A 25,916-nucleotide genomic window follows, 5' to 3' on the forward strand; every position below is an offset into this window, starting at 1 on the left:
TGGGGATCAGCGGGTGGCGAGCCGGGTCGCGTCGGAGGCGACCGCCGCGGCGAGACGGCGATAGGCGTCGTCGAGATCGTGGCGGGCGGCTTCGGCCCAGCCGGCGTATTGCTCGGCGGTCACCACGTGGACGGTGATCGGCATGAAGGCGTGATCGCGGCCGCACAGTTCCGAACACTGACCGTAGTAGACGCCGGGGCGTTCGGCCTTGAACCAGGTCTCGTTGAGACGGCCGGGCTCGGCGTCCATCTTCACCCCGAAGGACGGCATCGCCCAGGAATGGATGACGTCGGCACCGGTCAGCTGCAGGCGCACGACCTTGCCGACCGGCACCACCACCTCGTTGTCGACGGCGAGCAGGCGCGGCTGGCGGATCGGATCCTTGCGCTTGGCGTCCTCGAGCATCACCGAATCGAAGGTCACCGGCTTCTGCTTGTCGGAGATCAGGCCAGTGTATTCGTATCCCCAGTACCACTGGTAACCGGTGACCTTGATGGTCAGGTCGGAGGGCGGGATCACCACCTCTTCATAGAGCAGGCGGAAGGAGGGGATCGCCAGCGCCACCAGGATCAGTATCGGGATCAACGTCCAGGCGACTTCGAGACCGGTGTGGTGGGTGGTGCGCGACGGCACCGGATTGGACTTGGCATTGAAGCGGATCGCCACATAGGCGAGCAGGCCGGCCACGAACAGGGTGATCGGCACGATGATCCAGAAAGTGAAGGCGGCGAAGGAATGGATATGGTCGTGCACGGCGGTGGCCGCCGGCTGCATGCCCATCTGCCAGGGCACCGGCTGGTTGGCGGCGGCCGGCACGGTCGCGGCGAAGACGCCGGCGCCGGCGGCGAGCGCCGCAACGACGCCCACACGCCGCATCGTCGGCAGACAGGCCACCATCGTCTTCGACTGCATCGATCCGCCCCCTCTCGTCGAACGCCGCCGCCTTCCCGGCGCGGCCTTCGGATGTTCCTCGTGACCGTCGGGTTCGACCGGGGTCGCCCCCTCGCCGCCATCGGGCTCGTCGCGCTCGTTGCCCCGGCGCGACGTTTCGTCCCGCCCGGATTTGATCCAGGTCAACGACTACGTAAGAATGCACACAGGTCCAACGCCGACGCAACGGTGTCGGATCCTCGCCCTCCGGAAAATACCGGATGCCGCCGACGACCGAAGCTCGCCGTCGGCCGCCGCCCGAAGGCCGCCACGATCGTCGCCCAAGGAGGGCTGCGCCGCGCGAGCGGCGGCGGGGCTGGCCACGGGGGCCGGCTTGGGGCAATTTCCGATCGTCGCGGCGCCCTCGCGATTCGCGCCCGCACGACGGCGGCGCACGGGATCCGGGGCGGCCCCGGACGGAGGTTTCGAGACATGTCGCATCGCTACACCATGGGACGCCGGGCCGGTCTCGCCGCGGCGGCCGTCGCGTTCGCCGGGCTGATCGCCGCGACGGCGTCTCCGGTTCTGGCGCAAGGGGCGGTGAAGTCGTCGTACGGCGACTGGCAGATCCGCTGCGACACGCCGCCGGGCGCCAAATCCGAGCAGTGCGCGCTGATCCAGAACGTCACCGCCGAGGACCGGCCCAACGTCGGCCTCAGCGTGATCGTGCTGAAGACCGCCGACAAGAAGCAGAAGATCCTGCGCATCCTGGCGCCGCTCGGGGTGCTGCTGCCCTCGGGGCTGGGGCTCAGGGTCGATCAGGCCGACGTCGGCCGCACCCCCTTCGTGCGCTGCCTGCCCAACGGCTGCATCGCCGAAGTGGTGATGGACGACAAGCTGACCGACCAGATCAAGGCCGGGACCACCGCGACCTTCATCGTCTTCCAGACCCCGGAAGAGGGCATCGGCATCCCGATCGCGCTCAAGGGCTTCGGCGAGGGCTTCGACAAGCTGCCGTGAGGGGCGACGTTTTTCGGTGCGACGGCGTGCAATCGGGGACTTCGCGCCCTAGATTGATCGGAGCACGTCCCATCGGAACCGAAGCGAGCCCCCCATGACCGTTCCCGCCACCGATCTCTTCGCGTCCGCCGGCCTCGATCCGGAGGTCGCCCGGAAGATCACGGCGGCGGCCACCGACGGCGCCGACGACGGCGAGCTCTATCTCGAATATCGCCAGTCGGAATCGCTGGTGTTCGACAACGGCCGCCTCAAGGGCGCGAGTTTCGACACCACGCAAGGGTTCGGCCTGCGCGCCGTGACCGGCGAGGTCTCGGGCTTCGCCCATTCCGGCGAGATCTCGGAGAGCGCCCTGAAGCGCGCCGCCGACGCCGTCTCGGCGGTGCGCGGTGGCCGTTCGGGCACCTGGGCGGCGGCGCCCGGCAAGACCAACGCCCGGCTCTACCGCGACGACAACCCGATCGGCGCGCCGACCTTCGAGGAGAAGGCGAAACTCCTCGCCGAGATCGATGCCCATGCCCGGGCGCTCGACCCGCGGGTGCGGCAGGTCTCGGCTTCGCTCGCCGCCACCTGGCAGGTGGTCGAGATCCTGCGCCCCGACGGCCAGCGCTTCACCGACGTGCGGCCGCTGGTGCGGCTCAACGTCTCGGTGATCGTCGGCGAAGGCGCGCGCCAGGAGAGCGGCAGCCACGGCTTCGGCGGGCGCGAGGGCTTCCAGCGCTTCGTCACCCCCGAGCGCTGGCGCCATGCGGTCGACGAGGCGCTGCGTCAGGCACTGGTCAATCTCGCCGCCGAGCCGGCCCCGGCCGGGACCTTCGACGTGGTGCTCGGGCCGGGCTGGCCGGGCGTGCTGCTGCACGAGGCGGTCGGCCACGGGCTCGAAGGCGACTTCAACCGCAAGAAGACCTCGGCCTTCGCCGGATTGATGGGCGAGCGGGTGGCGGCGCCCGGCGTGACCATCGTCGACGACGGGACGCTGCCCGACCTGCGCGGCTCGATCAGTTTCGACGACGAGGGCACGCCGTCGGGCTCGACCACCCTGATCGAGGACGGCATCCTGGTCGGCCTGATGCAGGACCGCCAGAACGCCCGCCTGATGGGCGTGGCCCCCACCGGCAACGGCCGCCGTCAGTCCTATGCCCATCCGCCGCAGCCGCGCATGACCAACACCTTCATGCGCGCCGGATCGATGGATCCGGGCGAGATCCTGGCCTCGGTCGCCGACGGCATCTATGCGGTCAATTTCGGCGGCGGGCAGGTCGACATCACCTCGGGCAAGTTCGTGTTCGAATGCACCGAAGCCTATCGGGTGCTGGGCGGCAAGATCGTCCACCCGGTCAAGGGGGCGATGCTGATCGGCAACGGCGCCGACGCGCTGACCCGGGTCAAGATGATCGGCGACGACCTGATGCTCGATCCCGGGATCGGCACCTGCGGCAAGGGCGGCCAGGGCGTGCCGGTCGGTGTCGGCCAGCCGACGCTCAGGATCGACGCCCTGACGGTCGGCGGCACCGACGCCCGCCGCTGAGGCGGGCCGGACCCGTCCGAGCCGGGACGCGGCGGCGTCACGTCGCCGCGCGCGTAGTCGCACGCGATTGCCAGCCTCGGTGGGAGCATTGCAGCGCACACACCAACGTGATCGCCGCGAGGGCGGACGTGCGTGCAATTCATGGCGGAATCGCCCGATTCCGCGGCTACCGTGACCTGACTGACATGTACATGATCCGTAACGGGACTTAAGGAGGTATGGTGCATTCTCCCGGAGGCTCCGCCTCGGGGGGGCCAGCACCGCCGCCGCTCCCTTGCTTCGGAAGAGATCCGTATGTCGCGTCGATCGCCGTCACTCGTCCGCCTCGGCCACCTCGGCCTCGCCGCCTTCGTCTTCGCCGCGCCGCTGGCGCTCGGGTCGGGGCCGGGCCCGTGGGCGCAGAGCGCCGACCCGGCCAAGCCGGCGGCCGCGTCGCTGGCCAAGGCGGCGCCGAAGCGCCCGCCGGTGCCGGTCAAGGTGTCGACGCTGTCGACCCGGGCGATCCCGACGGTGCTCGACGTGGTCGGTACCGCCCAGGCGATCGCCTCGATCCCGGTCAAGACCCGCATCGACAGCCAGATCGAATGGGTCGGGGCGGAAGAGGGCGACCGGGTCAAGGCCGGTCAGGTGATCTTCCGGCTCGACGCGCGGGCGATCCAGGCGCAGGTCGCCCAGGCCCGCGCGGTGCTGCTGCGCGATCAGGCCCAGGCGACGCTGGTCGCCTCCGACCTCGAGCGCACCGAACAACTGGTCGCGACCAAGACCAAGAGCGCCCGCGATCTCGAATCGGCCAAGACCCTGGTCGCGGCCCAGGACGCGACGATCGCCGCCGACCGCGCCTCATTGGAAAATCTGGTGGTCCAGGCCTCCTATTACGAGATCAAGAGCCCGATCGACGGACGGGTCGGGTCGATCCCGCTGAAGCCGGGGTCGTCGATCCGCGCCGCGGATTCGACCCTGCTCGCGACAATCAATCAGCTCGATCCGATCTACGTCTCCTTCGCGGTGCCGCAGTCGGCGGTGACCGCACTCCGGACCGCGATGAAGGCCGGCGACGTGCCGGTGTCGGTGGTCCAGCCCGGCAGCCGCCGCACCCTCACCGGCAAGGTCGCGTTCATCGAGAACACCCTCGACGTCACCTCGGGCACGCTCGGGGTCAAGGCTGCGGTGGTCAACACCGACGAACAGTTGCTGCCGGGCGAATTCGTCCAGGTCCGCGTGGTGTTGCAGACCGATCCGCAGGCGATCGCCGTGCCTGACTCGGCGGTGCAGCTCGGTCAGGCCGGCCCCTTCGTCTATGTCGTCGGCACCGGCGACACCGCCGAGGTCCGGCGGGTGTCGATCGACCGCACCATCGACGGTTCGAGCGTGATCAGCCGCGGCCTTGCCGCCGGTGATCGGGTGGTCACCGACGGTCAGTTGCGCCTGTTCCCCGGCGCCTCGCTCGAAATCGGCAAGACGGCGGAAGGCCAGCCCGAAACGCCGACGCCGACCAAGTCGGGGTCGTGACCGCCATGTCGATTTCCGCTCCCTTCATCCGCCGCCCGGTCGCCACCATCCTGATGATGGTCGCCTTCGTCGCCGCCGGCCTGTTCGGCTACAAGCAACTGCCGGTCGCCGCGGTGCCGCGCGTCGACTACCCGACCATCTCGGTCAGCGCCTCGCTGCCGGGGGCGGGACCGGAGACCATGGCGAGTTCGGTCGCCTCGGTGCTCGAGCGTCAGTTCTCCGGCATAGCCGGCCTGACCTCGATGTCGTCGGTGTCGACCACCGGCCAGACCAGCATCACCCTGCAGTTCGATCTCGCCCGACCGGTCGACGGCGCCGCCCTCGACGTCCAGGCGGCGATCGGTGCGGCGGCCCGTCAGCTGCCGATCGAGATGCCGTCGCCGCCGAGTTTCCGCAAGGTCAATCCGGCCGACCAGCCGATCCTGTTCGTCGCCGCCAAGTCGGACGTGATGCGGCTGTCGGACGTCGACGACTATGCCGAGACCAACATCGCCCAGCGCCTGTCGACCCTGCCCGGGGTCGCTCAGGTCAGCGTCTACGGCGCCCAGAAATACGCGGTGCGGATCAAGGCCGATCTCGACGCGCTCGCCGCCCGCGGCCTGACCGTCGACGACCTCAAGACGGCGATCGCCGCCGCCAACACCAATTCGCCGGTCGGCGCCCTGACCGGACCGTCGCGCAGCACCACGCTGACAGCGACCGGACCGATCGACCGGGCGAGCGGCTACATGCCGGTGATCGTCACCTGGCAGAACGGCGCGCCCGTGCGGGTCGGCGACGTCGCCAAGGCGATCGACAGCGTCGAGAACGACAAGGTCGCCGCCTGGCTCGACGGCACCCGCAGCATCATGCTGGCGATCCAACGTCAGCCCGACGCCAATACCGTCGAGGTGGTCGACCGGATCCGCGCGGTGCTGCCGTCGATCACCGCCGACATGCCGCCGGCGATGAGCGTGCAGGTGATGAACGACCGCTCGATCTCGATCCGCTCGTCGATCGAGGACGTCGAAGTGACGCTGGCGATCGCCATGATGCTGGTGATCGGGGTGATCTACCTGTTTCTGAAATCCGCGCGGGTGACGATCATCCCGGCGCTGGCCCTGCCGGTGTCGCTGATCGGCACCTTCGCCGGCATGTACCTGTTCGGGTTCTCGATCGACAACATCTCGCTGCTCGCCCTGACCCTGGCGGTGGGCTTCGTGGTCGACGACGCGATCGTCATGCTCGAGAACATCATGCGCCACGTCGAACTCGGTGAACCGCCGATGCGCGCGGCGTTCATCGGCGCCAAGGAGGTCGGCTTCACCATCGTGTCGATGACCATCTCGCTGGTGGCGGTGTTCATTCCCGTGCTGTTCATGGGCGGCGTGGTCGGCCGGATGTTCTTCGAGTTCGGCGTCACCATCACCCTGGCGATCCTGATCTCCGGCGCGGTGTCGCTGACGTTGACGCCGATGCTGGCGGCTCGGGTGATCGACGAGAACCATCTCCACCGCCGCCCGAACTTCGTGGTGCGCGGCTTCGACGCGCTGTTCTCGGCGATCACGCGGTTCTATTCGGTGTCCCTCGACGTGGTGCTGAAGGCCAAATGGCTGATGCTGGTGGTGCTGGCGGCGACGCTGGCCTGGACCGTCCAGCTCTACGGCGTGACCCCCAAGGGCTTCTTCCCCCAGGAAGACACGGCGATGCTCAACGCCTCGACCCAGGGGCCGGACGACGCCGCCTTCACGGCGATGGCGGCGCGTCAGAACGAGGTCGCCGACGTGATCCGCGCCGATCCCGACGTGATCAGCGTGATGTCGACGGTGGGTGCCGGCTCGCAGGGCGCCAACCAGAGTTCGGGGCGGATGTTCATCACCCTGAAGCCGAAGCGCGAGCGCACCGCGACCTCCGACGAGGTGATCCAGCGGCTGCGCAAGGCGACCGCCGCGGTGCCGGGCATCAACACCTATTTCCAGAACGTCCAGAACATCAACATCGGCACGATGTCGTCGCGGGCGCAGTGGCAATACACCATCCAGGCGGCCGACTTCCAGGAACTGAAGGAGATCGCGCCCAAACTCGAGAGCCGGATCCGTCAGGTGCCGGGTATCCTCGACGTCTCCTCCGATCTGCAGATCAAGGGCCGCCAGGCGATCGTCGACATCGATCGCGACCGCGCCTCCAAGCTCGGGCTGACCGTCGATCAGGTGCGCTCGCGGCTCTATTCGGCCTATGGCACGCGGGTGGTCTCGACCATCTTCACCGACACTTCGAGCTATTCGGTGATCCTCGAGGCCGCCGACGTCTATACGACCGGGCCGGACAAGCTGCGCCGGCTGACGATCAAGACGCCGGCCGGGGCGACCGTGCCGCTCGACGCGATCGCCACGGTGCGCGAAGCCCCGGCGCCGACGCTGGTCAACCACAAGGGCCAGCTGCCGTCGGTGACGATCTCGTTCAACCTGCAGCCGGGCACCGCGCTGTCCCAGGCGGTCGCGGCGATCCAGACCATCCAGACCGAGGTCGGCCTGCCGGAGACGGTGGCGACCGGCTTCTCGGGCACCGCCCAGATCTTCCAGGACGCGGTCGCCGGCCAGGGGCTCCTGGTGTTCGCGGCGGTGCTGGTGATCTACATCGTTCTCGGCATCCTCTACGAGAGCTTCATCCACCCGATCACCATCCTGTCGGGCCTGCCGTCGGCGGGCATCGGCGCGCTGCTGACCCTGCAGTTGTTCAAGCTCGACCTGTCGGTGATCGCGATGATCGGCATGATCATGCTGATCGGCATCGTGAAGAAGAACTCGATCATGATCGTCGACTTCGCGGTGGAGCGGCGGGCCTCGGGCCTGTCGGCGGTCGAGGCGGTGCACGAGGCCTGTCTGCTGCGCTTCCGGCCGATCATGATGACCAGCCTCGCGGCGATCCTCGGCACGCTGCCGATCGCGTTGGGCGTCGGCGCCGGCGCCGAGCTGCGCCAGCCGCTCGGTCTGGCGGTGGTCGGCGGCCTGATCGTGTCGCAGGTGCTGACCCTCTACATGACGCCGGTGGTCTATCTGCTGCTCGATCCCTTCACCAACACCCGCCCGGTCGGTGACGAGGACGAGGGCGAAGCCGCCGACGTGATCGCCGGACACCCGCACGCCGCCGAGTGAACGACCCTTCGCGCCTGCGCTCCGGCCCGCGTCGTCCCTGAAGGGTGCGCGGGCCGTCGCATGTCCGCCCTCCGGGCGCCGCCGGCGGGTAACCAAGAAGGCGCCGCCGGGTGGGGATCGCCCGCTTTCGGCCTTCTCCATGCCACATCCGCCGACCAGTCTTCCGGCCGTGGCGTCGCCCCGACGCCGCCTCGTCGTCCTGCCTCGCGCCTCGGCCCCGAGCCACCTCACGGTGAGCCCGGTCGGTGGAGGCGTGCCCACTGCCGGAAGCCCGCCGATGGATGCCACAGTCGCCGCCGTGACCCTGCCCGCCGCCGTGCCCTTCGCGCGGCCGCTGCTGCTGATCGCCGCGGCGATGGTGGCGGTGCCGCTGTTCAAGCGGCTGGGGCTCGGGTCGGTGCTCGGCTATCTGGCGGCGGGGATCGTGATCGGCCCGGCGGTGCTGCGGCTGTTCGTCGACCCGGCCGAGATCATGCAGTTCGCCGAGCTCGGCATCGTCATGTTCCTGTTCCTGATCGGCCTGCAACTGCGGCCGTCGCGACTGTGGTCGATGCGGCGCGACATCTTCGGCCTCGGCACGGCGCAGATCGTGGCGACCGCGGTGGCGGTGACCTGGTTCGCCATGACGCTGTTCGATCTGTCGTGGAAGGGCGCGTTGGTCGCCGGGGTCGGGCTGTCGCTGTCGTCGACCGCCCTGGTGATGCAGATGATCGAGGAGCGCTCGGAGACCCAGACGACCTTCGGCTCCAAGGCCTTCGCGATCCTGTTGATGCAGGATCTGGCGATCGTGCCGCTGCTGGCGCTGCTGCCGCTCCTGTCGCCGCAGCCGGCCTCTGGGGGCGAGCATCCGGCCCGCGCCCTCCTCGAGGTGATCGCCGCGGTCGGCGGGGTGGTGGCGATCGGGCGTTGGGTGCTCAATCCGATGTTCCGCCTGCTCGCCGCTTCGGGGGCGCGCGAGATCATGACCGCGGCGGCGCTGATGGTGGTGATCGGCGCGGCGAGCCTCGTGTCGCTGGCCGGTCTGTCGATGGCCACGGGGGCCTTCCTGGCCGGGGTGATGCTCGCCGAATCGAACTTCCGCAACCAGTTGCAGGTCGACATCGAACCGTTCCGCGGCCTGCTGCTCGGCCTGTTCTTCATGTCGGTGGGCATGACCGTCGACCTCGAGGTGATCGCCGGCTACTGGGACCAGATCCTCGGCGGCGTGGCGGCGTTGATCGTCGTCAAGGTGGTGGTGCTCTATCTGGTGATGCGGCTCGCTCGTTCGGGTCATGCCGACGCGGTGCGGGTGTCGCTGTTCCTGGCCCAGGGCGGCGAGTTCGGCTTCGTGCTCTATTCGGCGGCGGTGTCGGCCAAGGTGATGCCGGCGGTGCTCGGCTCGGGCCTGATCACCGTGGTGACCCTGTCGATGGCGGCGACGCCGCTGGTGGTCGGCCTGCGCCGGCTGCTCTTGCGGCGCCATCCCGCCCCGGAGATCGACGCCGATCTGGTCGAATCCGACGGCCAGGTGGTGCTGATCGGCTTCGGCCGCTTCGGGCAGGTGCTGAGCCAGTTCCTGGTCGCCGACGGCATCGACCTGACGATCATCGACACCGACCCGGCGATGATCCGCTCGGCCGGTCGCTTCGGCTTCAAGATCCATTACGGCGACGGCACCCGCCTCGACGTGCTCCGGGCCGCCGGAGTCGGGCGGGCCAAGCTGGTGGCGATCGCCACCGAGGCGCCGGCGACGACCAACCGCATCGTCGATCTGGTCAAGGCGGAATTCCCACTGACCCGGGTGTTCGCGCGCTCCTACGACCGGGCGCATGCCCTGACGCTGCTCGACCGCAACGTCGACTTCCAGGTCCGCGAGACCTTCGAATCCGCGCTGGTGTTCGGACGCGAGACGCTGAAGGCGCTCGGCCTCGACGACGACCGGGTCGGCGCCATCCTCGACGGCGTGCGGCGGCGCGACGCCGAGCGCATGGTGCTGCAGCATCAGGCGCCGACGCCGGGCGCCCTGCCCGCCCCGGGCCCCCGGACCTCGCCGCCGCCGGACGAGACTTCGGCGGAACCGCTCGCGGCCGACGTGCCGGCGGTGGACGCCGAGCCCGCGGCGACCGCGGCGCCTCCCGCGGCCGCCGCGGCGATCACCCGACGGCCCCCGCCGGTGCGGCGGGCGCGGCGAGTCATTTCGGCAACACCGGCAAACAATCGATGATCGCGGAATCCCGCGGAATCCCCGAGGTCAACCAGTGGATTCCCTCAGGCTGCGGTCGTGCTAGCCTGCGAATCGCAACGCACCCCAGGGGGAAGATTCCATGAAGACCACTCGCATCGTCGTTCTCGCGCTCATCGCCGCCGCCGGCCTGTCGATCGCCGGTTGCGCCAAGGCTCCGGCTCCGGCTCCGGCCTACGTCAAGGGCTGATCCGCAGATCGCCGTGCGCGCGCACGGCGAGAGAGCGTGACGACCGACCTTTCGGGGCGGCGGCGACGGGTTACCGTCTCCGCCGCCTCTGTCGTTTCCGGGGTCTCGCCGAATCGTCGAACGGCGGGCCGGGAGGAAAGATTGGCGTCGAGGCACGGGCGCGCGTACACTCGCCCCTCAGTCTTCCCGCACCGCCATTCGGACGCTCCATGAATCGCTTCGAACTCCCCCGCAACAACGGCCAGGCCGTGGTTCGCTATCTCGACGGAGATTTCCAGATCATCGCCAACGGCACCCATGTCGTGTGCGCCGTGACCGGACGGACGATTCCGATCGACGAATTGAAATATTGGAGCGTCGAGCGCCAGGAGGCCTATGTCGACGCGCAGGCCTCGCTCGACCGCCATCTGCAGGTCACCGGCCAGGGCTGAGGCCCGATCGCCGAACGAGCCGCGGCGCGTTCAGGCGCCCCGGCGCCGGGCAACGGCCGCGACGATCGCCGCGACCAGCGCCGCCGGATCGTCGACCACCAGATCCACCGCGAACACCACCGACGCCGCAGCCAGCCGCGCGCGCGCGTCGCCCTGCGTGCCGCGGGCGCGCGCCGCATCCTTCTCGGTGGTCACCGGCACGAGGTTCCCGACGGCGCAGCGGGCGAGCAGGCGCGCGGCATCGGCCTCGTCGAGCGGGCGATGATCGGCGAAGGCGACGAGATCGACCACCGTCGCGCCGGCCGCCGCGAGACCCGCGGCGAACTTCTCCGGCCGTCCGATCCCGGCATAGGCCAGCACCCGCCGACCGGCGACGTCCTCCGGCGCGCGCGCCACCAGACGCGCGCCGAGCACCGGCACGCCGCGGGCGGCGGCGGCGGCGCGGAGCGGCGCGACCGAGGCGGCCGGCGGCTCGTCGCTCGCCACCAGGAGGATCAGATCGGTGGCGGCCAGTTGCACCCCGAGCGGCGCCCGCAGCGGTCCGGCCGGGATCACCCGGCCGTTGCCGATGCCGACGCCGGCGTCGACCACGACGAGGCGCAGGTCGCGGGCGAGCGCCGGGTTCTGGAAGCCGTCGTCGAGGATCAGCAGGTCGGCGCCGGTGGCGGCGACCGTGGCGAGGCCGGCGATGCGGTCGCGCGACACCACGGTCGGGGCGATCGCCGCTTCGAGCAACGGTTCGTCGCCGACCCGGCTCGCGTCGTCGCACGCCGGATCGACCAACCGGGGGCCCGTGTCCGAGCCGCCCCAGCCGCGCGACAGGATCGCCGGGGTGAAGCCGGCGGCGCGCAGCAGCGGCACCAGGGCGAGGACGGTCGGGGTCTTGCCGGCGCCGCCGGCGGTGTAGTTGCCGACGACGATCACCGGCATCGGCGCCACGGCGCGCGGAGGTGCGGCCATGCGGCGGGCGGCGACCGCCCCCCAGATCGCGGCGATCGGGGCGGCGAGCAGCGCGAGCGGACCGCCGGTGGTCCAGAACCGCGGCGCCCGGGCGATCATTCCCGGTCCTTCGCGAGCGCCGCGGCGAGCGGGGCGGCGAGCGCCGCCATGGTTCGGTCGAGGGCGCCGGTCGCCGCCGCGACCACGGCGCGGGCGCGCTCGACGGTGGCGGCACGGTCGTCGGGGGCGCCGTGGGCCGCGACCACCGCGGCGGCGAGGCCGGCGGCATCGGTGATCGCGGTGGCGCCGCCGGCGGCGTCGAGGTCGCGATAGACGTCGGCGAAGTTGCGGGTGCTGGGGCCGTGGATCACCGCGCAGCCGAGGCGGGCCGGCTCGATCGGGTTCTGCCCGCCCTTGTCGGCGAGCGAGCCGCCGACGAAGGCGATCGGCACGAGGCGGTAGAGCAGCCCCATCTCGCCGATGGTGTCGGCGAGGAAGACGTCCGTTGCGGCGGTCGGGGTCTCGCCCTGCGAGCGCGAGGCGACGGTGAGGCCGCGCCCGGCGAGCTCGCGGCGGATCTCGTCACCACGGACCGGATGGCGCGGGGCGATCACCGTCAGGAGGCCGGGAAGGTGGACCGCGGCGGCGGCGTGGACTTGCGCCGCGATCGCTTCTTCGCCGGGATGGGTGCTGGCGGCGAGCCAGGTCGGCCGCGCACCGATCGCCGCGGCGAGGCGGGCCTGTTCGGCCGGGTCGGCGCCGAGCGGCGGGCCGTCGTATTTGAGGTTGCCGACCACCCGGACGTCGCCGACGCCGAGAGCGGCGAGCCGCGCGCCGTCGCCGGGCGATTGGGCGAGCGCCGCGGCGAGGCGGCCGAACAGCGCGCGGGCGGTGCCGCCGACCAGACCCCAGCGCCGGGCGGAGCGTTCCGACAGGCGGGCGTTGACCAGAACCTGGGGGATCGCGCGATCGGCCAGTTCCAGCACGGTGGTCGGCCACATCTCCGATTCGACGAAGATCGCCAGACCGGGGCGCCAATGGTCGAGGAAGCGGCCGAGATGGGGGGCGACGTCGAAGGGCACGAACTGGTGGAAGGCCCCGGCCGGCAGGCGCTGGGCGGCGATCGCCGCGGAGGTCACGGTGCCGGTGGTGACCAGCACGGCGGTGCCGGCGGCAATCAGGCGCTCGACCAGGGCCAGAACCGAGACGGTCTCGCCGACGCTGGCGGCATGGACCCACACCAGCGGACCTCGGGGGCGCGGCTTGGCCGGCCGGCCGAGGCGTTCGCCGCGGCGGGTCGGATCTTCCTTGCCGGCGCGGGTGCGCCGAGCGAGCAGGAGCGGCAGGGCCGGGGCCAGGACCCGACCGAGGCCGCGATAGGCGGCGAGGACGGCATCGCCGAAGCGATCAGACATCGCGGCCCCCGACCAGTTCATAGGCCCGGGCGGTGATCCGATTGAGGTTCGCCTCGACGGCGCGGCGGGCGGACTCGATCGCCGCCGCATCGGCATCGGCGGCGACCCGGATCGGCTCGGCGAAGACCACGGCGAAGCGGCCGAAGGGCAGATTGAAGGCGGCGGAGTCCCAGGAGCGGGTCATGCGGCGTCGCCATGTGGTCGCGGTGGCGACACAGACGATCGGCGCGCCGGAGCGCCGCGCGATCTGGACGATGCCTTCGCCGGCGACCTTGGCCGGGCCTTTGGGCACGTCGGCGGTCATGCACAGGACGTCGCCGGCCTCCAGGGCGCGCAACGCCGCGACGAAGCCGGCGACGCCGCCACGGCGGCGGACCTCGTCGCCGGAGCGGCCGCCCGAGGCGCGGATCGCGCCGATGCCGAGCTTCTCGCAGACGATGACGTTCATCTCGCCGTCGCGCGACCGCGAGATCATCGCCTTCGCCCGCCAGCTGTCGTCGGGCTTGATGAACGGCGTCATGAAGTGCTCGCCGTGCCACATGGCGACGATCAGCGGCTGCGGTCCGCCGAGATTCGCGAAATAGTCGGGCGGTTCGACGACGAGGCGGGTGCTCCGGCGCACGAAGCGGAAATAGCGGGCGAACAGCGACCCCACCAGATTGCGGAAGCCCTCGCGGCGCAGCAGGCGCTTCAGCATGGCGGGCGGGCTCCGCGGCACGGCAAGGACGCCGCACGCAGGCCGCAAGGGCGCGTCGGGTGGGCGGCCCGGGACCGTCGGTCGCGCCTCGGCATCGGCATCATGGGTCGAATTCGTCCTCGCTGGTCGTGTCGCCGGCGATCCTTAGCGCCGAACGGCGTCGCCGTCACGGCCGCCGTGGCGCCGGGCGCGGCGACCGCCGGCTCAATGCTCGTGATCGGGATCGAGCAGCCGGTGGAGATGGACGATGAAATAGCGCATGTGGGCATTGTCGACGGTGGCCTGGGCCTTGGCCTTCCAGGCGACCCGCGCCGAATCGTAGTCGGGGAACAGGCCGACCAGCTCGACATGGGAGAGGTCGCGGAACTCGGTCCCGTGCAGGTCGACGAGTTCGCCGCCCAGGACGAGATGAGGCAGTTGCTTCTTCTTGCTCATGGTCGTGGCCTTTCCCGTTGATCTTCCGGAACGCGACGCTCGCCCCCGCTCACGCCGCCATGCCCTCGAGCCGGGCGAGCAGGATCCGCGCCGCGTCGTGGAGGCCGGGGACGGCCGCCACCAACGGCGGATGGTGCGGGACCGCCCGGTTGTAGCGCAGAGGTTCACCGCTCGGGACGGTGAACCGACCTCCGGCTTCCTGCACCAAAAGGTCGGCGGCGGCAAGATCCCAATCATGAGCATTGCGCGTGGCATAGGCCACGTCGAGGGCGCCGTCGGCGACCCGGGCGATCCGCACGGCGAGCGACGGCACCACGTCGTGGGCGGCGAATCCGGCGGCGATCAGGGCCGGCGCATCGAGATAGCGGCGCGGGCCGGCGACCCGGGCGCCGGCGAGCTCGCTGCGGTCGATCACCGCCAGACGGCGGCCGTCGCACCAGGCGCCGCGGCCGATCCGCGCCGCCCAGGTGGTGCCGAGCGCCGGGGCGTGGAGCATCGCGACGATCGGGCGGCCGTCCTCGACCACGGCGATCGACACCGCCCAGATATCGGAGCCGCGCAGGAACGCGCGGGTGCCGTCGATCGGATCGACCACGAAGACGCGGCGGCGATCGAGGCGCTCGGGGCCGTCGGCGGTCTCTTCGGACAGCCAGCCGTAGTCGGGTCGGGCGGTCCGCAGAACCTCGACGAGGTGGCGATCGACCGCCAGATCGGCCTCGCTGACCGGCGAGCCGCCGCTCTTGGTCCACACCGTCGGGTCGCGCCGGAAGAAGCCGAGAGCGATCTCGCCGGCCTCCCGGGCGGCGCCGGCGAGGAGCGCGAGATCGGCGTCGGTGTCGGCGTCGGCGATCCCGCGGTCAGCGTCCGGCAATGGTCAGGCCCTCGATCATCACACTGGGCGTATCGATGCCGAAGCGATGTTCGAGATCGTCGGCGGGGACGAGGCGCGCATACATGTCGATCAGATTGCCGGCCACCGTGACCTCGCTGACCGGATGGGTGATCTCGCCCTTCTCGATCCAGAAGCCGGAGGCGCCGCGGGAATAGTCGCCGGTGATGCCGTTGACGCCGGAACCGATCATGTCCGTGACCAGCAGGCCGGCATCGATCGAGCGGATCATCGCGTCGCGGCCGGTCGGGCCGGGCTGCAGGGTGACGTTGGTCGAGCCCGGCGACGGCGAACCGGTACCGCGCGCGGCGCGACCGTTGGTGGCGAGGCCGAGTTCGCGGGCCGAGGCGCCGTCGAGCAGCCAGTGCCGCAGGATGCCGTCCTCGACGAGGTTCAGCACCGGTCCGGCGACGCCTTCGCCGTCGAAGGGCCGCGACGACAGGCCGCGCCGGCGATAGGGGTCGTCGGTGATGGTGACGCCGGGGGCGAAGACCGCGGTCTCGCGGGCCTTGGACAGAAACGAGGTGCGGCGGGCCACCGCGGCGCCGTTGATCGCCGACAGGAGATGGCCGACCAGCCCGGTGGCGGCGCGCGGCTCCCACACCACGGTGGCGACCCGGGTGTCGATCTGGCGCGGGTTGAGGCGGCGCACGGCGCGCTCGCCGGCGCGGCGGCCGATCTCCTCGGGCGTCTCCAGATCTTCGGCGAAGATCTTCGACGAAGCCGCCCAGTCGCGCTCCATGGCGGTGCCGGAGCCGGCGAGGGCGGTGACCGACAGGGCGTGGCGCGAGCCGAGCCAGGCGCCGGCGAAGCCGTGGGAGGTGACCAGCACCAGGCCGCCGAGCGACCACGAGGCGCTGGCGCCGCCGGAATTGGACACGCCGGCGACGGCGCGGGCAGCGTCTTCGGTGGCGAGCGCCCGGGCGGTCAGCTCCGCGGCCGACGGCGTGCCGAGATCGAGCAGGTCGAGGTCGACGAAGTCGCGAGTGAGCAGATCGGGATCGATCAGGTCGGCGAAGGGATCCTCCGGCGCGGCGCGGGCCATGGCCACGGCGCGCGCGGCGAGGCCGGCGGGATCGGCGAAGACGTTGGCCGAGATCGTCGCCTGACGGCGGCCGACGAACACCCGCAGGCCGAAGTCGTCGCCCTCGGAGCGCTCGCTGTCCTCGACCTCGCCGAGGCGGACCCCGACCGACAGCGACACGCCGCGCACCGCCACGGCATCGGCGCGGTCGGCGCCGGCGGCGATCGCCGCGGCGACGAGACGGTGGGCCTTCTCCTTCAGCTCGGACTGATCGAGCACATCGGGCATCACGAATTCTCCGAAGGGCGCGGGCTGCGCCGGCATGTCCTGTCCCGTTTACGTGGCCGGCCGGCCGGCGACAAGGGCGATGACGAAGCGCGGCGCGGCGGGGGGAGAGGCGCGGCGAAGATCGGTGAGGATCTGATAACCCTGCGCGGCGTCAACCAAAATTCAACCAGCTTCGTTAAGTCGGATCCAAGCCCCCCGGGAGCAGTATCGTCCTCACAGAGCGATGTCTTCGCAAGACGAACACACCCCCGCAGGAGGCGATTTCGATGCGTCAGTCCAAGACGACGAGGGTCGACGAATCGCAGACCTTCGCACCGGTGCGGCTCGACCCTTTCTCCCTGCCGCAACGCTTTCGTTACGATACCGGGATCGATCCGCGTGACGGCCGGCCGCTCGGCGCGGCGGTGGTCTTCCTCGAAGCCCACGTCGCCCATGTCTGCCGGTACCTGCCGTCCGGCCTGCCGATCGACCTGCAACTGCCGATGACCGCCTTCGAAGGCGTGGCGGTGCGGATCCTGCCCGATCGGGTCGGCGCCCACGGCGAGACGATCCCCGACGGCCGGGTGGTGATCGAACTGCTGCACCGCGACCCGCAGCTGTCGCTGCCGCTGTCGGTCGCCGACGACCTCGACGACGTCGCCGCCGACTGGAAGGCGTGGTCGCGCGCTCTGGCGCTGCCGATGCTGCTGGTCGAAAGCGACGGCTCGTGGCGGGCGATCGAGACCCGGCTCGGCGCGGTGACGGTCGGCGCGCCGCGGCCGCGGCGTCGGCGCTCGGTGCTGGCCGGAAGGCGGCCGCGCTTCCTCACCCGCCGCAAGGTCGGCGTGCCGCCGCGCGAACCGGTGGTGTTCGACGGTTACGAGATCTTCGGCCGCGACTGAACGCACGGTCGAACCAACGACGTACCCCCTGTCCCTCGACCCCGGCGCGCGACCCCGCTCCGGGGTCGTTTCTTTTGGCGGGTCACAGCCGGCGCAGGCCGTCGGCGACGAGACCGGCGAACAGGATCCAGCCGGCCCAGCGGTTGGCGCGGAACAGCGCGAGGCAGGCGTCGGGGTCGTCGATGTCAAGGCGGATCACCTGCCAGGCGAGGTGAAGCGCGAAGCCGGCGAGCCCGATCCAGGCGAGAAGCCCGACCCCGGCGAGGGCGAAGGCCCCGGCATGGCAGAGGATCGCTGCGCCGTAGAGCCCGACCAGCCAGCGGCGAGTGGCGCCGGCGAAGAAGCGGGCGGTCGAGCGCACGCCGACGATGGCGTCGTCCTCCTTGTCCTGGTGGGCGTAGATGGTGTCGTAGCCGATGGTCCACAGGATGCAGCCGAGGTAGAGCACCACCGGCGCGACGTCGAGGCGCTGCAGCGCCGCCGACCAACCGACCAGCGCCCCCCAGGAGAAGGCGAGGCCGAGGAAGGCCTGAGGCCAGTCGGTGATCCGCTTCATGAAGGGATAGATCGCCACGATCCCCAGCGACGACAGGCACAACACGATGGTGAAGCGGTCGAACTGGACCAGCACCACGAGCCCGACCAGCGCCTGCAGCCCGAGGAACGCCCAGGCGGCGCGGATCGACACCTGACCCGAGGGGATCGGCCGCGAGCGCGTGCGGGCGACGGCGGCGTCGATGTCGCGATCGACGAGGTCGTTCCAGGTGCAGCCGGCGCCGCGCATGGCGATGGCACCGATCATGAACAGAGCGAGGTGGAGCGGTTTCGGCCAGGGGCGGCCGGCGGCATCGGCGGCCAGCGCCGCCGACCACCAGCACGGCCACAACAACAGCCACCAGCCGATCGGCCGTTCCCAGCGGGCCAGCCGGGCATAGGGCCGAACGGCGCGCGGCAGCAGGGTATCGGCCCAATGGCCGCGCTCGGCGTCGGCGACGGTGCCGGCGGACGGCGGTTCGGACGGACGGGCGATCATGGGGCTCTCCGGAGACGGCGTCGTCTCCGAGGTGGGCCGAAACCGCGGCGCCGTCAAGCCGCGCCGACACCGCTCGCGGCCGGCGTCCACGCGGACTCGACGCGTCCCGCCGCGGCTGCTAGATCGCGGGCGACGGCGACGGACCGGCTTCGGAGAGAGATCCCATGAACGTGCTGCTGATCGGTTCGGGCGGACGCGAGGATGCGCTCGCCCAGGCGCTCGCCCGCTCGCCCCGCCTCGACCGGCTGTGGGCGGCCCCCGGCAACCCCGGCATCGCCCGGGTCGCGACCTGCGTCGCCCTCGACGTCGCCGACCACGGGAGCGTGATCGCCTTCTGCCGCGCGGAAGCGATCGACTTCGTGGTGGTCGGGCCGGAAGGGCCGCTGGTCGCCGGCATCGTCGACGCGCTCGCCGCGGTCGGCATCGCCGCCTTCGGGCCGAGCGCCGCCGCCGCGCGGCTCGAAGGCTCCAAGGGCTTCACCAAGGACATCTGCGCGCGCTGGGCGATCCCGACCGCCGCCTACGGCCGGTTTTCGGACCGCGAGGCGGCGCTCGCCCATCTCGACCGGGTCGGCGCGCCGATCGTCGTCAAGGCCGACGGGCTCGCCGCCGGCAAGGGCGTCACCGTCGCCGAGACCCTCGCGGACGCCCGAGCCGCGGTCGTCGACTGTTTCTCCGGGGCCTTCGGGGCGGCCGGCGCGGAAGTGGTGATCGAGGAGATGCTGATCGGCGAAGAGGCGAGCTTCTTCGCGCTGTGCGACGGCGACACGGCGCTGGCCTTCGCCTCGGCCCAGGACCACAAGCGCGCCTTCGACGGCGACCGCGGCCCCAACACCGGCGGCATGGGTGCCTATTCGCCGGCCCCGGTGATGACCGAGGCGATGAGCGAGCGGGTGATGGCCGAGATCATCCGCCCGACCGTGGCGGCGATGAAGGCCGAAGGTTGCCCGTTCAAGGGCGTGTTGTTCGCCGGTCTGATGATCGGTGCCGACGGACCGAAGCTGATCGAATACAACACCCGCTTCGGCGATCCCGAGACCCAGGTGATGCTGGCCCGGCTCGACGGCGATCTCCTCGATCTGCTGATAGCCACCGCCGACGGCACGCTGGCGTCGCGCGCCGTGCGCCTCGCCGACACCGCGGCGCTGACCGTGGTGATGGCGACCCGCGGCTATCCCGGGACTTACGCCAAGGGCTCGGAGATCCGCGGCATCGCCGCGGCCGAGGCCCTGCCGGGGGTCACCGTCCATCACGCCGGCACGGCGCGCGACGGCGATCGCCTCGTCGCCGCCGGCGGGCGGGTGCTCAACGTCACGGCGCGCGGCGCCAGCGTCGGCGAGGCCGCGGCGCGGGCCTATGCCGGGGTCGAGGCGATCGACTGGCCCGACGGCTTCTGCCGCCGCGACATCGGCCGGCGGGCGATCGAGCGCGAATCCGCCGCCCCTCTCGCCGGGCCGGGCTCGGCGGCGTAAGCTCCCCGCAGACGCCGTCCCGGACGAGGCGACGGCGCGAGGGGGGCGACCATGGATCTCGTCGATCTCTATCCCGGCTGGGAGGCCCGCACCGTCGACGTCGGGGCGGTCAAGATCTTCGCGCGGATCGGCGGCCGGCCGGAGGCGCCGCCGCTGGTCTGCCTGCACGGCTTTCCCCAGACCCACGTGATGTGGCACCGCGTCGCGCCGGCGCTGGCCGAGCACTTCCGGGTGATCTTGCCGGATCTGCGCGGCTACGGCTGGTCCGGGGTCGCCGAAATCGACGCCGCACACAAGGCCATGTCGAAGCGGGCGATGGCGGCGGACGTGGTGGCGCTGATGGACGAGCTCGGGCACACGCGCTTCGCGGTGGTCGGCCACGATCGCGGCGCGCGGGTCGCCCATCGCCTCGCTCTCGACCATCCCGATCGGCCGACCCGGCTGGCGCTGCTCGACATCGTCCCGACCGCGACGATGTGGGCGCGGATGGACGCCGCGCTGGCGCTGCGGGTCTATCACTGGATGTTCCTGGCCCAGCCGGCGCCGATGCCGGAGACGCTGCTCACCGCTTCGTCGCGCGCCTGGATCGACCATACGCTCGCCGCCTGGACCGCGGCCAAGAGCCTCGCGCCCTTCAACACCAAGGCGCTCGCCCATTACCGGGCGTTCTTCGCGGTGCCGGAGCGGATCGCCGCGACCTGCGAGGATTATCGCGCCGGCGCGACCATCGACCGCGCCGACGACGAAGCCGACCGGCTCGCCGGGCGACGGGTCGCGGTGCCGACGCGGGTGCTGTGGGGCGCCGCCGGCTTCCCGGCCGACGCCGCGGCCGATCCGCTCACCGTGTGGCGCGACTTCCTGGCGCCCGGGACGCCGCTCGACGGGCAGGCGATCGACGCCGGCCACTTCCTCGCCGAGGAGGCGCCCGCGGCGGTGGCGGCGGCCTTGCTGCCGTTCCTGTTTTCCGGCGGCTGAGCCTTCTCTTCCGCCCGGCCGATCCCCATCTCGGGGAGAGCCACCCGCAGGGGAGTAGTCGGAACATGACGGAACCTCGGATCGGAGTCGTGCTGGGCGGCGGCGGCGCCCGCGGTATCGCCCATATCCCGGTGCTGGAGGCCCTCGACGACCTCGGACTGGTGCCGACGGCGATCGCCGGCACGTCGATCGGCGCGATCATCGGCGCGGCGCGGGCCGGCGGCCTGTCGGCGGCGGAGATCCGCGAACGCACCCTCGAGAGTTTCGGCAATCGCTCGGCGGCGCTGGCCAAGCTGTGGACGCTGCGGCCGCGCAGGCTCGGCGACCTGCTGACCGGCGGCATCGGCCTCGGACAACTGTCGCCGGAGAAGATCCTGACGGCTTACGTCGGCGACGCGCTTCGGCCGACCTTCGAGGACCTGCCGATCCCGCTGGCGGTGGTCGCCACCGATTATTACGGCGGCTGCGAAGTGGTGCTGACCACCGGCGAATTGCGCCGCGCGGTGGCGGCGTCGATCGCCATCCCGACGCTGTTCAAGCCGGTGGTGATCGACGGACGGGTGCTGATGGACGGCGGCATCATGAACCCGGTGCCGGTCGACGTGCTGACCCGCGAGGTCGACGTGGTCCTGGCGGTCGACGTGGTGTCCTTCCCCGAGCTGCAGGACGGCCACACCGTGCCCGGCGCGCTCGAGGCGATGTTCGGGGCGAGCCAGTTGCTGATGCAGCAGATCGCCGCCGCCAAATTCGACAAGCGCCGGCCCGACATCCTGCTCCGCCCGGCGGTCGGCCACATCCGGGTGCTCGACTTCCTGGAGGCCAAGGCGATCCTGGCGGCCGGCGAGGGCCTGCGCGAGGAGACCAAGCGCCGGCTCGGCCGCCTGCTCGAGGCGGTCCACACCGAACCGCTGCCGGCGATCGAACCGCCCAAGAAGCGCGGCTTGCTGGCCCGGCGCCGGCGCGGCTGACGGGACTTCAGCGGCGGTCGCGGAAGAAGGCCTTGAGCAGATCGCCGGCTTCGCCCGCGGCGATGCCCGAATAGACCTCGGGGACGTGGTGGCAGGTCGGCGAGGCGAACAGGCGGACGCCGCTCTCCACCGCCCCGCCCTTGGGATCGGCGGCGCCGTAATAGACCCGGCGCAGGCGGGCGAGCGAGATCGCCCCGGCGCACATCGGGCAGGGCTCGAGGGTCACCCACAGGTCGCAGCCGCCGAGCCGCTCGGTGCCGAAACGGCGGGCGGCGGCGCGCAGGGCGACGATCTCGGCATGGGCGGTCGGATCGCGGTCGGTCAGGGTGCGGTTGCGCCCCGAAGCGATCACCGCGTCGCCGGCCACCACCACCGCGCCGACCGGTACTTCCCCCTCCGCGGCGGCGGCGCGCGCCTCGGCGAGGGCCTCGGGCATGAAGGTGCGGAAGATCATCGGAACCTCGGACGACGGAGGTGAAGGGCGGGGCCGGGTCGGAGAAGGCCGATCGCGGTCGAATTTCAGGGCGACCGCGGTGTGAGTCCCGCTCGCGGCGTCGGAACGCTTACACTTCGCGGCGACTTCGTCTAGTAAGGCCGGATGATCATGATTTCCGAGACCGACACCGACGGAGCGCCGCAGGCCGGCGCCGACACCAACACCAACGGCACCCCCGCGACGGCGGCGCCGAGGACCGACACGACCCCGGCCATCGCGCCGGCGAGCCCGGCGACCGAGCCGGCACCGGCGGAAGTCGCCGCGGCGACGCCCGAGCCGATCGACGGCGCACCGACCGAGGTCGACGACGACGAGACGCTCGAGGTGATCGAAGCCCTCGACGCCTTCGACGACGAGGACGACGACGATCTGGCGCTCGATCTCGACGAAGACGACGGCGATGACGAGGCGCCCGCCGTGGTCGCCGCGGCGCCGGCGCCGCGTCCGGCCAAGGCCAAGCGCGCCGCCGAGCCGGCGCCGCTGGAGGGCGAGCGCATCGCCAAGGTGCTGGCCCGCGCCGGCCTGTGTTCGCGCCGCGAGGCCGAGGACTGGGTCGCCGCCGGCCGAGTGACCATCAACGGTCGCACTCTGACCACCCCGGCGGTGACCGTCGGCCCGCGCGACCGCGTCACCGTCGACGGCAAGGCGCTGCCGACCAAGGAACGCACCCGGCTGTGGCTGTTCCACAAGCCGCGCGGTCTGGTCACCACCACCCACGATCCCGAGGGCCGGCCGACGGTGTTCTCGGTGCTGCCGGTCGACATGCCGCGGGTCGTGACCATCGGTCGCCTCGACATCAACACCGAAGGCCTGCTGCTGCTGACCAACGACGGCGGCCTCGCCCGCGTCCTCGAACTGCCGGCCACCGGCTGGCTGCGCCGCTACCGGGTGCGGGCCTATGGCGAGGTCGAACAGGCGGCCCTCGACGAGCTGAAGCACGGCGTGTCGCTCGACGGCGTCGACTACGGCTCGATCGAGGCGGAGATCGACCGCGTCCAGGGCCACAACACCTGGCTGGTGATGGGCCTGCGCGAAGGCAAGAACCGCGAGGTCAAGCGCGTCCTCGGCGATCTCGGCCTGACCGTCAACCGGCTGATCCGCATCTCCTTCGGGCCGTTCCAGTTGGCCGACCTCGAAGAGGGCGAGATCCGCGAGATCCGCGGCCGGGTGCTGCGTGATCAGCTCGGCAAGCGGCTGGTCGCCGAATCCGGCGCCGATTTCGAAGCGCCGATCGTCCACCACATCCCCGGCGGCGAGAGCGACGAAGAAGAGGCGCCGAAGCGCAAGATCCGCGCCTTCACCCGCGGCGAGGACGGCAACGACGGCCGCCGTCGCGACGGCGACGCCCCGCGCGAGCGCACGCCGCGCACCAAGATGGAATTCATCGGCACCGGCGACCGCAGCGGCGGCGAAGGCCGCGGCGAGCGGCCGCGGCCGTCCGGCTTCCGCAGCCGGCCCGACGGCGCCGCCCCCAAGAGCGGCGGCTACCGCGGCCGTCCGGACGGGGCCGCGCCGAAGAGCGAAGGCTACCGGGGTCGTCCCGAAGGCGCCGCGCCGCGCAGCGAAGGCTACCGCGGCCGCTCCGAGGGCGGTGCGCCGAAGAGCGAAGGCTATCGCGGCCGTCCCGACGGGGCGGCGCCGCGCAGCGAGGGCTACCGTGGACGGTCCGACGCCGGGCCGCCGAAGGGCGAGGGCTTCCGCCCGCGTCCCGAGGGCGCGGCACCGCGCAGCGAGGGCTATCGCGGCCGGTCCGATGCCGGGCCGCCGAAGAGCGAAGGCTATCGCGGGCGCTCGGCGCAGCGCGACGAGGGCGGCGAACGGCCGCGCTCGGAAGGTTATCGCGGGCGCTCTGAAGGCGGTGCCCCCAAGAGCGAGGGCTACCGCGGCCGTCCCGACGGCGGTGCACCGCGCAGCGAAGGCTATCGCGGTCGTTCCGATGCCGGGCCGCCCAAGAGCGAGGGCTACCGGGGCCGGTCGTCGGAAGGCGGCGCACCCAAGAGCGACGGCTATCGCGGCCGTCCCGAGGGTGGAGCGCCGCGCAGCGAAGGCTACCGGGGTCGCTCCGACGCCGGGCCGCCGAAGAGCGAGGGTTACCGCGGACGGTCCGCGCAGCGCGACGAGGGCGGCGAGCGGCCGCGCTCGGAGGGCTATCGCGGGCGTTCGGAGGGGGGAGCCCCGAAGAGCGAAGGCTATCGCGGACGCCCCGAAGGCGGCGCTCCGAAGAGTGAAGGCTATCGCGGCCGTCCCGAGGGGGGCGCCCCGCGCAGCGAAGGCTATCGCGGCCGTTCGGATGCCGGACCGCCCAAGCGCGAAGGCTACCAAGGTCGCTCGGACGGCGGGGCGCCGAAGTCGAGCTCCTACCGGCCGCGTCCGTCGGGCGACGGCGAGGGCGCCGGTGAGGCGCGCAGGAGTGCCGGTGGTACGGGCGAGGCGCGCAAGAGCGCGCCGGTGCGGGTCGAGGGCTTCGGGCCGAAGGGTCCCCGCGGCATGAACCCGGGCGGGCGCACCGGTCCCAAGGGACCGCCCGGCGCCAAGGGCCCCGGGGGCGGCAAGGGCGGCCCGGGCGGCAGTGGCAAGGGCGGCGGCTTCGGCAAGCGACCGGGCGGTCGCGGACCGTCGCCGCGCACGCCGAAATGAGGATCGTCGGCGGGCGGTTCCGGGGGGCGACGCTCGCCGCCCCCCGTTCGCAGGCGATCCGGCCGACCTCCGACCGGCTGCGCGAGAGCCTGTTCAACATCCTGGTGCATGCCCACGGCGACCCGATCGACGGCGCCCGGGTGCTCGACCTGTTCTCCGGGACGGGCGCGCTCGGGCTCGAGGCGCTGTCGCGGGGCGCCCGGTTCTGCCTGTTCGTCGAAGAGGCGGCCGAAGCGCGCGGCCTGATCCGCACCAATGTCGAGACGCTGCAGCAGACCGGCGCCACCAAGCTGTGGCGCCGCGACGCCACGCGACTCGGCGAGCGCGGCGCCTTCGAGCCCTTCGACCTCGCCTTCCTCGATCCGCCCTACGGCCGCGGCCTCGCCGATGCGGCGCTGCGAGCAATGGCCGCCGGCGGCTGGCTGCGCGACGGCGGGCTGGCGGTGGTCGAAGAGAGCGCCGCGGCCGAGCTCGAACCGGGGGCGGGATGGGAGACCGTCGATACGCGCGCCCAGGGCGACAGCCGTTTGACGTTCTTACGCTGCGTCATATGATATTCGTGACGAGATCCGAGTATTTTTAATCGAGAACAACCTTTCATCGCCACGTCACATCAACGTTAGGTCCTGTTGACGAATACGCGCGTCCATAGGCGGACAGCAGCGATGAGGACGAAGCCGAGGTAGCTGTCGGCGGTCTTGTCGTAGCGGGTGGCGAGGCGGCGGAAGTTCTTCAGCTTGTTGAAGCAGCGCTCGATCCTGTTTCGCAGGGCATAGACGTGGTCATCGACGGGGATCTGGATCTTGCGGCTTCGCCGCATCGGGATCATCGGTGTGACGCCACGAGCCTCCATCTCCTCTCGGATAT

General features: G+C 71.6%; 22 protein-coding genes. 12 read left to right on the top strand and 10 right to left on the bottom strand.

Going from position 1 to position 25,916, the window contains the following annotated elements; translation table 11 throughout:
- Positions 1–6: 6 nt before the first annotated feature.
- Positions 7–912 carry a cytochrome c oxidase subunit II gene (coxB, locus tag EYW49_RS17060; protein ID WP_228259656.1) on the bottom strand — a complete coding sequence of 302 codons (906 nt, stop codon included), beginning with the start codon at positions 910–912 and terminating at the stop codon, positions 7–9.
- A 450-nt stretch (positions 913–1,362) separates the two neighbouring features.
- On the opposite strand from coxB, the gene EYW49_RS17065 reads away from it, so the two are divergent.
- The 6 genes from EYW49_RS17065 to EYW49_RS17090 all read left to right on the top strand — a co-directional run bounded on the left by EYW49_RS17065 (position 1,363) and on the right by EYW49_RS17090 (position 10,900).
- Positions 1,363–1,890 carry an invasion associated locus B family protein gene (locus tag EYW49_RS17065; protein ID WP_228259657.1) on the top strand — a complete coding sequence of 176 codons (528 nt, stop codon included), beginning with the start codon at positions 1,363–1,365 and terminating at the stop codon, positions 1,888–1,890.
- Between the two features lie 94 nt (positions 1,891–1,984).
- Positions 1,985–3,415, top strand: a complete 1,431-nt coding sequence (gene tldD / locus EYW49_RS17070) for a metalloprotease TldD (protein WP_131310835.1) — start codon at positions 1,985–1,987, stop codon at positions 3,413–3,415.
- 294 nt (positions 3,416–3,709) lie between these two features.
- Complete coding sequence (locus EYW49_RS17075; RefSeq protein WP_131310836.1) at positions 3,710–4,924, top strand: efflux RND transporter periplasmic adaptor subunit; 1,215 nt, start codon at positions 3,710–3,712, stop codon at positions 4,922–4,924.
- Between the two features lie 5 nt (positions 4,925–4,929).
- Positions 4,930–8,058, top strand: a complete 3,129-nt coding sequence (locus EYW49_RS17080; RefSeq protein ID WP_131310837.1) for an efflux RND transporter permease subunit — start codon at positions 4,930–4,932, stop codon at positions 8,056–8,058.
- Positions 8,059–8,335: 277 nt separating this feature from the next.
- Entirely contained in the window at positions 8,336–10,261 is a 1,926-nt protein-coding gene (locus EYW49_RS17085; RefSeq protein WP_131310838.1) for a monovalent cation:proton antiporter-2 (CPA2) family protein, read from the top strand.
- Between the two features lie 417 nt (positions 10,262–10,678).
- Positions 10,679–10,900 (top strand): DUF2093 domain-containing protein, encoded by a 222-nt coding sequence (locus tag EYW49_RS17090; RefSeq protein ID WP_131310839.1) that lies wholly within the window; start codon positions 10,679–10,681, stop codon positions 10,898–10,900.
- Positions 10,901–10,930: 30 nt separating this feature from the next.
- On the opposite strand, the gene lpxK is transcribed toward EYW49_RS17090, so the two are convergent.
- The 6 genes from lpxK to EYW49_RS17120 all read right to left on the bottom strand — a co-directional run bounded on the left by lpxK (position 10,931) and on the right by EYW49_RS17120 (position 16,587).
- The gene (gene lpxK, locus EYW49_RS17095; protein ID WP_131310840.1) at positions 10,931–11,959 is read right to left on the bottom strand and encodes a tetraacyldisaccharide 4'-kinase; all 1,029 of its coding nucleotides are present in this window, start codon (positions 11,957–11,959) and stop codon (positions 10,931–10,933) included.
- A complete protein-coding gene (locus EYW49_RS23620; RefSeq protein WP_131310841.1) occupies positions 11,956–13,254 on the bottom strand; it encodes a 3-deoxy-D-manno-octulosonic acid transferase in 1,299 nt (432 codons plus the stop codon). The genes lpxK and EYW49_RS23620 overlap by 4 nt, the downstream gene beginning before the upstream one ends.
- Positions 13,247–13,951, bottom strand: a complete 705-nt coding sequence (locus EYW49_RS17105) for a lysophospholipid acyltransferase family protein (RefSeq protein ID WP_131310842.1) — start codon at positions 13,949–13,951, stop codon at positions 13,247–13,249. The genes EYW49_RS23620 and EYW49_RS17105 overlap by 8 nt, the downstream gene beginning before the upstream one ends.
- Positions 13,952–14,155: 204 nt before the next feature.
- Entirely contained in the window at positions 14,156–14,386 is a 231-nt protein-coding gene (locus tag EYW49_RS17110; protein ID WP_131310843.1) for a DUF4170 domain-containing protein, read from the bottom strand.
- Positions 14,387–14,435: 49 nt separating this feature from the next.
- Complete coding sequence (locus EYW49_RS17115) at positions 14,436–15,257, bottom strand: 3'(2'),5'-bisphosphate nucleotidase CysQ (RefSeq protein WP_131310844.1); 822 nt, start codon at positions 15,255–15,257, stop codon at positions 14,436–14,438.
- Positions 15,244–16,587 (bottom strand): TldD/PmbA family protein, encoded by a 1,344-nt coding sequence (locus EYW49_RS17120; protein WP_131310845.1) that lies wholly within the window; start codon positions 16,585–16,587, stop codon positions 15,244–15,246. Before EYW49_RS17120 ends, EYW49_RS17115 begins: the two co-directional genes overlap by 14 nt.
- Before the next feature lie 266 nt (positions 16,588–16,853).
- Between EYW49_RS17120 and EYW49_RS17125 the strand changes: the two genes are divergently transcribed.
- Positions 16,854–17,468: a DUF6101 family protein gene (locus EYW49_RS17125; RefSeq protein WP_131310846.1), complete on the top strand. Its 615-nt coding sequence runs from the start codon at positions 16,854–16,856 to the stop codon at positions 17,466–17,468.
- 82 nt (positions 17,469–17,550) lie between these two features.
- Here the strand turns inward: EYW49_RS17125 and ubiA are convergent, their stop codons facing one another.
- The gene (gene ubiA, locus EYW49_RS17130) at positions 17,551–18,501 is read right to left on the bottom strand and encodes a 4-hydroxybenzoate octaprenyltransferase (RefSeq protein ID WP_131310847.1); all 951 of its coding nucleotides are present in this window, start codon (positions 18,499–18,501) and stop codon (positions 17,551–17,553) included.
- 164 nt (positions 18,502–18,665) lie between these two features.
- Between ubiA and purD the strand changes: the two genes are divergently transcribed.
- The 3 genes from purD (at position 18,666) to EYW49_RS17145 (ending at position 21,916) form a co-directional block, all read left to right on the top strand.
- Entirely contained in the window at positions 18,666–19,973 is a 1,308-nt protein-coding gene (gene purD / locus EYW49_RS17135) for a phosphoribosylamine--glycine ligase (RefSeq protein ID WP_131310848.1), read from the top strand.
- Positions 19,974–20,024: 51 nt separating this feature from the next.
- The gene (locus tag EYW49_RS17140; protein ID WP_131310849.1) at positions 20,025–20,948 is read left to right on the top strand and encodes an alpha/beta fold hydrolase; all 924 of its coding nucleotides are present in this window, start codon (positions 20,025–20,027) and stop codon (positions 20,946–20,948) included.
- A gap of 65 nt (positions 20,949–21,013) precedes the next feature.
- Entirely contained in the window at positions 21,014–21,916 is a 903-nt protein-coding gene (locus tag EYW49_RS17145; RefSeq protein WP_131310850.1) for a patatin-like phospholipase family protein, read from the top strand.
- Positions 21,917–21,923: 7 nt separating this feature from the next.
- Here EYW49_RS17145 and EYW49_RS17150 read toward each other — a convergent pair whose 3' ends face one another.
- Complete coding sequence (locus tag EYW49_RS17150) at positions 21,924–22,370, bottom strand: nucleoside deaminase (RefSeq protein ID WP_131310851.1); 447 nt, start codon at positions 22,368–22,370, stop codon at positions 21,924–21,926.
- Positions 22,371–22,514: 144 nt separating this feature from the next.
- On the opposite strand from EYW49_RS17150, the gene EYW49_RS17155 reads away from it, so the two are divergent.
- Positions 22,515–25,049, top strand: coding sequence for a pseudouridine synthase (locus tag EYW49_RS17155; RefSeq protein WP_228259658.1), 2,535 nt, complete (start codon positions 22,515–22,517; stop codon positions 25,047–25,049).
- Positions 25,046–25,603, top strand: a complete 558-nt coding sequence (gene rsmD, locus EYW49_RS17160; protein WP_131310852.1) for a 16S rRNA (guanine(966)-N(2))-methyltransferase RsmD — start codon at positions 25,046–25,048, stop codon at positions 25,601–25,603. The genes EYW49_RS17155 and rsmD overlap by 4 nt, the downstream gene beginning before the upstream one ends.
- Positions 25,604–25,668: 65 nt before the next feature.
- Here rsmD and EYW49_RS17165 read toward each other — a convergent pair.
- Positions 25,669–25,916: transposase (locus tag EYW49_RS17165; protein WP_206365391.1), on the bottom strand; the 248-nt coding region annotated here is incomplete at its 5' end.

This window comes from Siculibacillus lacustris (assembly GCF_004328075.1).
GTDB lineage: Bacteria > Pseudomonadota > Alphaproteobacteria > Rhizobiales > Ancalomicrobiaceae > Siculibacillus > Siculibacillus lacustris.

Excerpts from the sequence above, each read along its gene's own strand:
- coxB (WP_228259656.1), bottom strand. The coding sequence starts at position 912 with ATGCAGTCGAAGACGATGGTGGCCTGTCTGCCGACGATGCGGCGTGTG.
- EYW49_RS17065 (WP_228259657.1), top strand. The coding sequence starts at position 1,363 with ATGTCGCATCGCTACACCATGGGACGCCGGGCCGGTCTCGCCGCGGCG.
- tldD (WP_131310835.1), top strand. The coding sequence starts at position 1,985 with ATGACCGTTCCCGCCACCGATCTCTTCGCGTCCGCCGGCCTCGATCCG.
- EYW49_RS17075 (WP_131310836.1), top strand. The coding sequence starts at position 3,710 with ATGTCGCGTCGATCGCCGTCACTCGTCCGCCTCGGCCACCTCGGCCTC.
- EYW49_RS17080 (WP_131310837.1), top strand. The coding sequence starts at position 4,930 with ATGTCGATTTCCGCTCCCTTCATCCGCCGCCCGGTCGCCACCATCCTG.
- EYW49_RS17085 (WP_131310838.1), top strand. The coding sequence starts at position 8,336 with ATGGATGCCACAGTCGCCGCCGTGACCCTGCCCGCCGCCGTGCCCTTC.
- EYW49_RS17090 (WP_131310839.1), top strand. The coding sequence starts at position 10,679 with ATGAATCGCTTCGAACTCCCCCGCAACAACGGCCAGGCCGTGGTTCGC.
- lpxK (WP_131310840.1), bottom strand. The coding sequence starts at position 11,959 with ATGATCGCCCGGGCGCCGCGGTTCTGGACCACCGGCGGTCCGCTCGCG.
- EYW49_RS23620 (WP_131310841.1), bottom strand. The coding sequence starts at position 13,254 with ATGTCTGATCGCTTCGGCGATGCCGTCCTCGCCGCCTATCGCGGCCTC.
- EYW49_RS17105 (WP_131310842.1), bottom strand. The coding sequence starts at position 13,951 with ATGCTGAAGCGCCTGCTGCGCCGCGAGGGCTTCCGCAATCTGGTGGGG.
- EYW49_RS17110 (WP_131310843.1), bottom strand. The coding sequence starts at position 14,386 with ATGAGCAAGAAGAAGCAACTGCCTCATCTCGTCCTGGGCGGCGAACTC.
- EYW49_RS17120 (WP_131310845.1), bottom strand. The coding sequence starts at position 16,587 with ATGCCCGATGTGCTCGATCAGTCCGAGCTGAAGGAGAAGGCCCACCGT.
- EYW49_RS17125 (WP_131310846.1), top strand. The coding sequence starts at position 16,854 with ATGCGTCAGTCCAAGACGACGAGGGTCGACGAATCGCAGACCTTCGCA.
- ubiA (WP_131310847.1), bottom strand. The coding sequence starts at position 18,501 with ATGATCGCCCGTCCGTCCGAACCGCCGTCCGCCGGCACCGTCGCCGAC.
- purD (WP_131310848.1), top strand. The coding sequence starts at position 18,666 with ATGAACGTGCTGCTGATCGGTTCGGGCGGACGCGAGGATGCGCTCGCC.
- EYW49_RS17140 (WP_131310849.1), top strand. The coding sequence starts at position 20,025 with ATGGATCTCGTCGATCTCTATCCCGGCTGGGAGGCCCGCACCGTCGAC.
- EYW49_RS17145 (WP_131310850.1), top strand. The coding sequence starts at position 21,014 with ATGACGGAACCTCGGATCGGAGTCGTGCTGGGCGGCGGCGGCGCCCGC.
- EYW49_RS17150 (WP_131310851.1), bottom strand. The coding sequence starts at position 22,370 with ATGATCTTCCGCACCTTCATGCCCGAGGCCCTCGCCGAGGCGCGCGCC.
- EYW49_RS17155 (WP_228259658.1), top strand. The coding sequence starts at position 22,515 with ATGATCATGATTTCCGAGACCGACACCGACGGAGCGCCGCAGGCCGGC.
- rsmD (WP_131310852.1), top strand. The coding sequence starts at position 25,046 with ATGAGGATCGTCGGCGGGCGGTTCCGGGGGGCGACGCTCGCCGCCCCC.